9 protein-coding genes are annotated in these 9,970 nt (G+C 31.0%); 1 reads left to right on the top strand and 8 read right to left on the bottom strand.

Annotated elements, in window-relative coordinates:
• The coding region (locus tag F1B92_RS01450; protein ID WP_195836265.1) for an anthranilate synthase component II at positions 1–554 on the top strand (554 nt) is incomplete at its 5' end.
• Positions 555–963: 409 nt separating this feature from the next.
• Here the strand turns inward: F1B92_RS01450 and F1B92_RS01445 are convergent.
• The 8 genes from F1B92_RS01445 to F1B92_RS01410 all read right to left on the bottom strand — a co-directional run bounded on the left by F1B92_RS01445 (position 964) and on the right by F1B92_RS01410 (position 9,957).
• Positions 964–2,274, bottom strand: a complete 1,311-nt coding sequence (locus F1B92_RS01445) for a YdgA family protein (RefSeq protein ID WP_154570139.1) — start codon at positions 2,272–2,274, stop codon at positions 964–966.
• 64 nt (positions 2,275–2,338) lie between these two features.
• Positions 2,339–3,358, bottom strand: coding sequence for a selenide, water dikinase SelD (gene selD, locus F1B92_RS01440; RefSeq protein ID WP_154570138.1), 1,020 nt, complete (start codon positions 3,356–3,358; stop codon positions 2,339–2,341).
• Positions 3,355–3,939, bottom strand: coding sequence for a sulfurtransferase-like selenium metabolism protein YedF (gene yedF, locus F1B92_RS01435; protein WP_154570137.1), 585 nt, complete (start codon positions 3,937–3,939; stop codon positions 3,355–3,357). Before yedF ends, selD begins: the two co-directional genes overlap by 4 nt.
• A 73-nt stretch (positions 3,940–4,012) precedes the next feature.
• The gene (locus F1B92_RS01430; RefSeq protein WP_326833059.1) at positions 4,013–4,738 is read right to left on the bottom strand and encodes a winged helix-turn-helix domain-containing protein; all 726 of its coding nucleotides are present in this window, start codon (positions 4,736–4,738) and stop codon (positions 4,013–4,015) included.
• Positions 4,732–5,508, bottom strand: a complete 777-nt coding sequence (fdhD, locus tag F1B92_RS01425) for a formate dehydrogenase accessory sulfurtransferase FdhD (protein WP_154570136.1) — start codon at positions 5,506–5,508, stop codon at positions 4,732–4,734. The genes F1B92_RS01430 and fdhD overlap by 7 nt, the downstream gene beginning before the upstream one ends.
• Before the next feature lies 1 nt (position 5,509).
• A complete protein-coding gene (locus F1B92_RS01420; protein ID WP_154570135.1) occupies positions 5,510–6,469 on the bottom strand; it encodes a formate dehydrogenase subunit gamma in 960 nt (319 codons plus the stop codon).
• A gap of 56 nt (positions 6,470–6,525) precedes the next feature.
• Positions 6,526–7,128, bottom strand: coding sequence for a formate dehydrogenase FDH3 subunit beta (gene fdh3B, locus F1B92_RS01415; RefSeq protein WP_154570134.1), 603 nt, complete (start codon positions 7,126–7,128; stop codon positions 6,526–6,528).
• A 9-nt stretch (positions 7,129–7,137) separates the two neighbouring features.
• Complete coding sequence (locus F1B92_RS01410; protein WP_229770863.1) at positions 7,138–9,957, bottom strand: formate dehydrogenase subunit alpha; 2,820 nt, start codon at positions 9,955–9,957, stop codon at positions 7,138–7,140.
• Between the last annotated feature and the right edge of the window lie 13 nt (positions 9,958–9,970).

Genomic DNA, 9,970 nt, shown 5'->3' with positions numbered 1-9,970 from the left:
ATCCAACTCATATCATTTTAAGCCCTGGTCCAAAACATCCAAAAGATAGCGAAATTTGTTTAGAGATAATCGAAGCTGATTTAAATGTTCCGATTTTAGGAATTTGCCTTGGACATCAAGCAATTGCGTATAAATTTGGTGCTAGCATTAAAACTTTAAAAACTCCAGTTCATGGAAAAAGCTCAAAAATAAGCGTTATAAATGAAGGTGATATTTTTAAAAATTTACCTTCAAATTTTGAAGTTATGCGTTATCACTCACTATATGTTGATAATCTACCAAATGAATTAGAAATTTTAGCAAAAAGTGATGTCATAATGGCAATAAAACATAAAACTAAGCAAATTTATGGAATTCAGTTTCATCCTGAGAGTTTTTTTACTCAATATGGTAAAAAAATCATTGAGAATTTTATAAATTTAAATCAAATTTCAAAAAACAAGGAGAAAAATGTGGAAAATTTTGCACCATTTATGAAAAAACTTCAAGTTGGATATCCACTTGATAGTAGCGATTACGAAATAATTTGCAAAGCTATAAACAATATAGCTTAGTTATACAATCAAGCCATTTGGCAAATAGCTAAAATTTATATTTTCTAAGAACCATTTTAGGAAATTGTGTGCACGATGGATGAGTTAGTTTATCCATAGCAACACCATGTAAATACTCATAACTGCTAGTAATTCGTGAGTTATATCTAACTCTTCTTATATATTTAAGCCTTTATAAGCTTATAATTGATATTACTAGTTTTAATTCTGCAATATAGCCATATTTTTAAATTTACTCTTATATTACTTAAAATTTTTATATCTTATTTACTCATCGATGAAAAACTATTGATTTAAAAAACCAATAAAAAGTGTTTTAAGGCAATTAAACTAAAAAATTTAACAAAAAAAAATGCCTTAAATTAAACATAAAAATAAAAAATTATATTTAGGTTAAAGCTATAAATTTCTAAAATTTATGGCCATAAAACATTTCATTTAATCCAATGCTATTATTTAAAATAATATCTAGCTTGTTTTTATCAAATTCAAAATCAGCCCTTAAATTTTGATCTTTTTGCAATAAAATTTTACTATCTAAAACAGCCTTTTTTGCCTCCTTATCTCCATTTAAAATAAGATCTAAATACGAATCAGAAAACTCAATCATTCCTTTCAAAAAGATATTATCTTGTATTGTCAAGAGATTGTTTACATTAAAGTCTTCAAGCCCAAAACCAATCGAAGCTTTAAAGGTTCTGTTTTGGTCATCTAAAAAATTTATGTTGTTAATGTAAATTTTAGGGCTTGTTGATAAAAATTTAAGCCCCAATTTTTCTAGATCTATGGTATGAATTTTATCGTATTTTGATTTAGAAATAATTTCTTCATAAAAATTTTTACTTAAATCTTTTAAATCTATATCGTATTTTAAATTTAAAAATTTATATGGTTTATTTTCAAAAAGAACTTCTATTTCTTGCAACTTACCTGAAATTTCTGCACCAAATTTATCTTTATTTACTTCTACTTTAGAGTTATCAGTATAGTCTTTGAGTGAAGTTTTGAAATTTCCAATTTTAAAGGATATTTCAGAAAAACTCTGCTCACTTTTGGCGTCTATTAAATAAAAATTTTTTAGATCAAAAAAGACTTGAAATGGAAAAATTTGTTTATACTCAACTTTTTGATGCATTTTTTCTAAATTTAGTTCATTAACTCCACTTAAAAAATTAAAATTATCTAATGAAAAATTTAAATCTTTTATACCCAAATAATTGTGATTAAACTTTAAAATTGCTGAAGATGTGGTTATTTTGGCGTTATGATTGTTGAAATTTACTGGCGTTAGAGCGAATTTTGTTTTTGCATTGCCTTTTGTATCCATTATGGTTTCAAAAGTAGCTATTTTTTGAGTGCCAAATATCTTTTTAACACCATCTTCAAGGTTTTTTAATACAATATCTCCACTAGCTTTAAAGCCTGTTATTAAATTTAATACAGAATTTTCAACACTATAAATAGCCTCAAATTCCAAATCCTCTTTTACAATTTCTTCATATATTAATAAGGAATTAATTTTATCTTTTTTGATTGTAAATTTGCTTTTTATCTGAGTTTTTAAAAATCCTTTTTTATATGAGTTTTTAAAGTTATTTGTAGAGTTAAATATATTTTGAAACAATGCTTCATTTTTGGTTTCTATTTGATTTGCAAGATAAAAACCTCCACCTATAAATAAAATAACTAAAACAAAAAATAATATAAAAAGTTTTTTCATCGCAATACCTTTTTAAAATTTCAAAATCAATTATATTTAAAAAATATAAATTTAATATAAAATTTTAAATTAAAATTCGATTTTCACGTTTTTCTGTAACTTCTGCTACGATTTTTGATTGAGTGTAGCCAGAATTTTTTAAATTTATAAGAGCTTTATTTGCATCTTTTTCTCGAACTGCAATCAAAAGCCCTCCGCTAGTTTGTGGATCACAAAAAATTATATCGGGTTTTTTGTCGCAAAATTTAGAAATAAAGTTTAAATTTCTATATGCACCTTCTGGAATAAGACCCAAATTTAAGGCTTTTGAGACCGAATTTAAAATAGGAATTTCATCTTTATAAAATTTAATAGAAATTTTATCATTTAGCATCTCGCTTGCATGTCCTAAAAGCCCAAAACCAGTAATATCTGTGCAAGCGTTTATGTGTAAATTTTGAAGAGCTTTTAGTGCATAAAAATTTAAAAGCCTCATAATTTCAACTGCTTCTTTTATATCATCTAAATTTAAACAATCGCCTTTTATTGCAGTGCTTAAAATCCCTGTGCCAATAGGTTTTGTAAGTATCAAAACATCGCCTATTTTAGCTGTATTATTGCTCCAAAATTTATCAGGATGAACCCTGCCAGTAACACTTAATCCATAATACATTTGAGGTGTTTCAATAGTATGACCACCAACTATTAAAGCACCACATTCAACCACTTTGCTTTTGCCGCCAGCTAAAATTTCAGCCAAAATTTCACCACTAAAATTACAACTATCAAAACCTACAATATTTAAAGCATTTATAGCCTCTGCACCCATTGCAAAAACATCACTTAGCGAATTTGCAGCTGCTATTTGACCAAAAATATATGGATCATCTACAACAGGTGTGATAAAATCAAGAGTTTGAACTAAAGCTAAATCATTGTTTATCTTATAAACGCTAGCATCTTCATTTGAATCAATGTTGGATAAGAGAAATTTATCTTTTTGCAAAATGCCGCCTAAATATTTGTTTAGATCGCACGGATCGGCTTTGGCGGCTCAACCAGCTGCTTTTGTAAATTTAGTTAAGCTAAAATTTCTATACTTCAAAGCTTTATCACTTCATATTTACTAAATATATCCATAATATCATAAGCATTTGTTATTTTGCCAATACTAAGTTTATCGACTATTTTATAAGCTTCCAAACAACTTCCGCAACTATAAATTTCAATGCCATTTTCTTCTAAATTCTTTAAAATTGCATAATTTGGATGAGATCTATTTGCTGTCATAAAAACGGCATTATTAACGCAAATTATCATTTTAGGTTTATTTTCTAAATTTAAAACAGCTCCTAAAAATTTACCTAGCAAATTAACTCCAACATCGCCACTCCCTGCTCTATCTTCATTTAAATAAATAACTTTTGAATTTATTTGACACTGATAATTTTCTACATTTTCATCTTTTAAATTATGATTTTTCACCAATCTAAAAATCGTTAAATCTTCGTCTTGTTCAACACTAAATTCAAAATCATTTGATTTTAAAAATCTTGAAATATTTTCTTTAGGTGCTAAAGAATTTACTACAACTTCCAAATCTTGTCCAATTTTTGCAGATTTTATTGCATCTTTAACTTTTATTATCGGCTCTGGGCACTCTAAATTTCGACAATCTACTTTCATAATTTTCCTTAAATTTTTAGAATCTTTGAAACTCAAAGCTAATTTTCAAAAATTATATCTAAAGTATTTAAATTTAACTATCTTTTTCTAAAAAAAGCTCTTTAAAACGCCTATTTGCAAATTCATCAATCTCTTTTTCAAGCTGTTTATAAGCACTCATAAGTTCATACGCTTTTGGCTTTAATCTAGTGCCAGCTTCTTCTCCGCCGCCCTGCTTTGTTTCAAATAAAGTATCATTAAAATTTTTTTCTAAAATTTTTAGATGAGTCCAACACTTTTTATAATTCATATCCAGCATCTCGCTAGCTGCCTTTATACTTCCTGTCTGAGATATAACATCTAGCACTTCAGTTTTGCCTTTTCCAAATAAAAGCTCACCTTTTGCATTTTCTATCCAAGTCTTAGTTTTTACTAACATTTTCTTTCCTTTTTTTTCTTTAAAACATCCAAGCAAGCAGTATTTTACATCTATATTTTTGCTTTTTAAAACACTTCTAACACTTTTTAAGCCAACTTTTTTTGCAACAAATCTAGCATCCTTGCAAAAAACTCTATCTTTTTCATCGACAAATTTATCTAAATCGTAAAGTGCTTTTATACTAAGTGGCGAAATTTCTTTTTTATACTCACCAAATTGCCCTAACTCACAATTTGAAATTTTAACGCCAATTAAAGTAGCCATTTTTCCAACTTCACTCACATCAACACCTGCCATATGTGCTATCTTAAACGCTACACCGCACGGTATTTTATTATCTTTTTGAAATTTTAAAATCAAATCTTTTACTAATTTCAAAATAAAGCTCCGCTATAAACATTTATATTTTGATTTCTTGCAAAACCGCAAAGAGTTAAATTAAATTTTCTCGCAATCTCTACGCCTAAATAAGTAGGTGCAGTTCTTGAAATAAGAGCTGGAACTCCGTGCATAACGGCTTTTGCAACCATTTCAGAGCTAAGTCTTCCACTTACCATCAAAAAAGAATTCTCTAAATTTGCACCATTTAATCTAGCTTTTCCTAAAGCCTTATCTATTGTGTTATGTTGTGCAATGTCTTCACCTATGTAAAATTCATCATCATTTACGAATAATTTAGCCGTATGAACACAACCTGTTTGCTCATACAAATCACACTGAGTATAAAACATAGCCATTCTTGATAGTATTAAACTCTTGCTAAATTTAATGTTGTTATTTAGCTTTTTTGCGTTTATTAAATCTAAATTTAAATTAGCACTTCTAACGCTTCCACAACCGCTAACTATAACGCTACTTGTTTTAAATCTAGCCAAATTTTCATCATTTTGTTTAGCTTCAATGTAAATCTCAGTGTGAAAATCATTTATAAATTTAGACTCGATGCTTTTAATATCATTTAAAATAAGCCCTTCGCTTATCAAATATCCATAAACAAGGGCTTTTTCATCAACAGGTGTAGCCATAACCGAACCAATTTTTTCATCATTTAAAATGATATCTATCATAACCTCTCTTACTAAAATATCATCCACTTCAAATTTTTCACCACTTTTAAATTTGGTGATTTTTGTAGAATAAATCGGCTCCATTTTATTTCAAATTTGTATAGTCGTTTTCAAAAACTGAACGAGTTATTTTATTTTTTTTAAGAAGTTCTTGATACCAATAATGGTGAAGTATATAAACTTCTTCTTCTTCTTTATATCCTGTTATAATAGCGTGTATTGAGCCTTTTATGCAAAATACAGCCATATATATATGAACCAACAAAAATACAGCACACGCTATACCTAAAATATTATGGATAATTGCTGAAAGTCTTAAAAATTCTATCTGAGCCATACCAAAAAATTTGCCATTCGCCCCAGGAATTGCAGTATCTAAAAAATACATAGCAGCACCAGTAAGTATCATAACTAGACCACCAGCAGTTGCTATCCAAAACCATGCTTTTTGTCCTAAATTAAATTTACCAGCTGGAATTGGACGTTTTTTCTTAGAAAGATAACCTCCAACTATCATTGCCCATTTGATATCATAAGCAGCAGGGAGCATTCTTAAAACCCAAGCAAAAAACATATAAGGTAAAGAAATAGCAAATAAAACAGTAGCGATTCCGTGTAAATTTTTACACAATCTCACAAACGCCCCACCGCCAAATTCATCGCCAAACATCATTATAATGCCAGTTGGAACAAGTATAACCCAAGCTACAGCAGCAATCAAATGAACTAATCTTTCCATAACATTAAAAGCATAAATTTTACCATGATGATGCGAAAAAGATTTTGGACCAACTATAGCATAATGTCCAATAAATGCAAGGATAACAGCCATAATAGCACTAGCTGCTAGCATAGAAAAATACTCATTTCCTTGCCAAGTTACAAAAAAATCAGCAAAAGGTCCGTTATAATATGTAGGTATATTTTCTACTCTTCCAGGACCCCAAATAGAATTATCGCCTCTTTGTATAGTATCAAGAAATTTCTCTGCTTCAACAGCAAAAAGTCCAACAAAAGAGCTTAAAAAAAGTATAATTTTTTTCATTTTTCCATCCTTTTATATTATCATAAATATGAAATTATAGCATATCATTCTTAAATTTACCATTGGTTGCCAGGGTAAGCATTTGGCGTTTGACTAACACCGCTATTATAGCCTCTAAGAGCGATCCTATCGTTGTAAATTTTATCAACAACTTCGCTTTCACCAACTAAAAGTGCTTTTGTAGAACACATAGCAGCACAAAGAGGAACTTTTCCTTCTGCTATTCTATTTTGTCCATATTTATGAAATTCATCTTTGCTATTTGTTTGCTTAGGGCCACCTGCACACATTGTGCATTTATCCATTACGCCTTTTGACATAAATATGCCTCCACGAGCAAATTGCGGTGCACCAAATGGACATGCATATAAACAGTATCCACAACCTATACAAATATCTTTATCGTGCAAAACTATACCATCTTCTCTTATATAAAAACAATCTACTGGACAAACTTGAGCACATGGCGCATCAGGACAATGCATACAAGCAATCGATACAGATAACTCTTCGCCTGGCTTACCTTCATTTAAAGTAACAACTTTTCTTCTTCTTACATCAAGAGGAAGCTCATGTCCGCTATCACAAGCAACAGAGCAACCATTACAATCAATACATCTATCTAAATCACATAAAAATTTCATTCTACTTACTGACATATCTATCCTTTAAGCTTTTTCTATACGGCATAAACCGCCTTTTGTTTCTGGAATCTGAGTAAAAATATCATATCCGTAGTTTGCTACAGTATTTGCACTCTCCCCGACCGCATAAGGTCTAGTTCCTTTTGGATAATTGCCTGTCATATCGACACCTTGCATAATTCCTGTAAAGTGGAATGGTAAAAATACAGACACTTCATTTACAGAATGAGTAAATCTAGCTTTTACTTTTATTTTTGTGCCTTCTGGTGAATGTACCCAAATCATATCTCCATTGTTTATATCATATTTTTTGGCTAAATTTGGATTAATATCACAAAACATCTCAGGACTTAATCTAGATAGATACACGCTAGCTCTATTTTCCATACCAGCACCATTTAAATTTACAAGTCTTCCTGTAATTAAATTTATAGGAAATTCTTTACTGTAATCTTTCTCTAACTGAACACTCTTAAATTTAGTATCAACCCTAAAATGATCAACCTTATCTTCAAAACTAGGATATTTATGTACTAAATCGCCTCTTCTTGAATGAAGTGGCTCTCTATGAAGCGGAATTTGATCTACAAAATTCCAAGCTCTTGCTCTTGCTTTTGCATTACCATAAGGAACCATACCTTTTTCTATACATTTTTTAGCAATAATTCCACTTATATCTGTTGTCCATGAATTTCCAATAACACTCTTTTCTTCTTCAGTTAGTGTGATTCCTAAAACGCTTTCTATATTAGCTTTTGTGATTTGTGGATAACCGCCGTTTACATATGAATCAACAGGAGCACTTCCATCTTCTGCAAGTAAATTTACACCATCTCTTTCTAGGCCAAAATTATTTCTAAAACCAGTTCCGCCATCTGCTACGGGTTTGCTTATATCATATAAATTTGGTGTTCCACAATGTTCTTGTGTCCAGCAAGGCCAAGGTAATCCATAATATTCACCCTCACACTCGCCAAAACCTTTTAGAGTTTTATGATCAAATTTATCCCAGTTTAGAGTGTGCTTTTTTAGCCTTTCAGGTAAAATTCCAGTATAACCAATAGTCTTTATTCCTCTTGCTATCTCTATAGTAGCATCTTCAGGCCACACAAAATTTCCCTTACCATCGCCCATAGCTCTTACATACTCATCATAAAATCCCAATCTTTTTGCCAACTCAAATAAAAAGTATTCATCTGTTTTACTCTCAAAAAGTGGCTCTGATACTTTAAAACGCCATTGCGAGCTTCTATTTGTAGCCACAACAGTTCCTGAAGTCTCAAACTGAGTAGCAGCTGGAAGTATAAAGATATTGTCTTGTTTGTTTGTAATAACTGCAGCTTCATTTACAAAAGGATCTGTAATAACTAAGAGTTCTAAATTATCAAGACCTTCTTGAACCTTAGCTTGTTGAGCAGTTGAAGTAACGCCATTTCCCATAACTATAAAAGCTTTTATGTTTGTGTTTGCATTATGAATTTTATCATTTCCATCTTTTCCATCCAAAACGCCAGCCCACCAACGAGAAAGAGTAAAACCTGATTTGTGCATCATATCTTTGCTAACAAATCTTGAAACTAACCAATCATAATCAACTTTCCACACATTTGCAAAATGTCTCCAGCTAGTTTCGTTTAATCCATAATACCCAGGTAAATTTTCACTCAAACACCCCATATCGCTTGCACCCTGAACATTATCATGACCTCTTAAAATATTACATCCACCACCAGCTTTTCCTGCATATCCAAGTGCAAGTTGAACTATAGGGCCAAGTCTTGTGTTTGATGTGCCGACAGTGTGCTGAGTAAGTCCCATTGCCCATACAAAAGTACCAGGACTATTTTTTGCATATACTTCTGTAATCTCTTTTAATTTTTCAGCTTTCACACCAGTTACATCCTCAACCACTTCTGGTGTCCATTTTTTGGCTTCTTCTTTAATGCTATCCATATCATAAACACGATCTCTTATGAAATCTTTATCTTCCCAACCATTTTCAAATATAATATTTAGCATACCATACATAAAAGCTATATCAGTACCAGGACGAATTTGAGCAAAATAATCAGCCTTTGCAGCAGTATGAGTAAATCTAGGATCAACCACAATCATCTTTGCACCATTTTCTCTGGCTTTTAAAAAGTGGCTAAAACCAACAGGGTGATTTACTGCAGGGTTTGCTCCCATTATAAATATAGATTTAGAAAAAATCATATCATTTAGCGAGTTTGTCATAGCGCCATAACCCCAAGTATTCGCCACACCGGCGACTGTTGCACTATGTCAAATTCTAGCTTGATGATCTATATTGTTTGTTCCATACATACCTGCAAATTTACGTATATAATAGGCTTGCTCGTTGCACATTTTAGCCGAGCCTAAAAACATAACCTGCTCTGGATTTTCCTCTCTATAAACTTTTAGTTGAGCTGCTATTTTATCTAAAGCTTCACTGTAAGTTATTCTCTTCCATCTGCCATTTTCTTTTACCATTGGGTATTTTAAACGAACTGCTGATCTTACCATATCAATCATATCAGCGCCCTTACAGCAATGACCCCCTAAGCTTATTGGATGATCTACTGCTACTTCTTGTCTAACCCAAATACCATCTTCAACCTCAGCTATTATCCCACATCCAACTGAACAAGCAGTGCATATAGTTTTAACTTTTTTTGATTTTGGGTATGGATTTGATAATTCAACATCATCTGCTTTTCTTGTAACATTAGCAGAATTTAACATAACTCCACTTCCTGCCACGCCAGATAAAGCAGCCATTTTTAAAAACGACCGTCTGCCTATTTTTGCATTATTAGGCTCTAAATTTACTTGCGACATATCTTCTCCCTTC

It is taken from the genome of Campylobacter portucalensis (genome assembly GCF_009690845.1).
Classification (GTDB): Bacteria; Campylobacterota; Campylobacteria; order Campylobacterales; family Campylobacteraceae; genus Campylobacter_B; species Campylobacter_B portucalensis.
Note: the sequence above shows the minus strand (reverse complement) of the source record. Positions and strands in the feature narration are given on the sequence as shown.

Coding starts and splice junctions, on each gene's coding strand:
- F1B92_RS01445 (WP_154570139.1), bottom strand. CDS start 2,274: ATGAAAAAACTTTTTATATTATTTTTTGTTTTAGTTATTTTATTTATA.
- yedF (WP_154570137.1), bottom strand. CDS start 3,939: ATGAAAGTAGATTGTCGAAATTTAGAGTGCCCAGAGCCGATAATAAAA.
- fdhD (WP_154570136.1), bottom strand. CDS start 5,508: ATGGAGCCGATTTATTCTACAAAAATCACCAAATTTAAAAGTGGTGAA.
- F1B92_RS01420 (WP_154570135.1), bottom strand. CDS start 6,469: ATGAAAAAAATTATACTTTTTTTAAGCTCTTTTGTTGGACTTTTTGCT.
- fdh3B (WP_154570134.1), bottom strand. CDS start 7,128: ATGTCAGTAAGTAGAATGAAATTTTTATGTGATTTAGATAGATGTATT.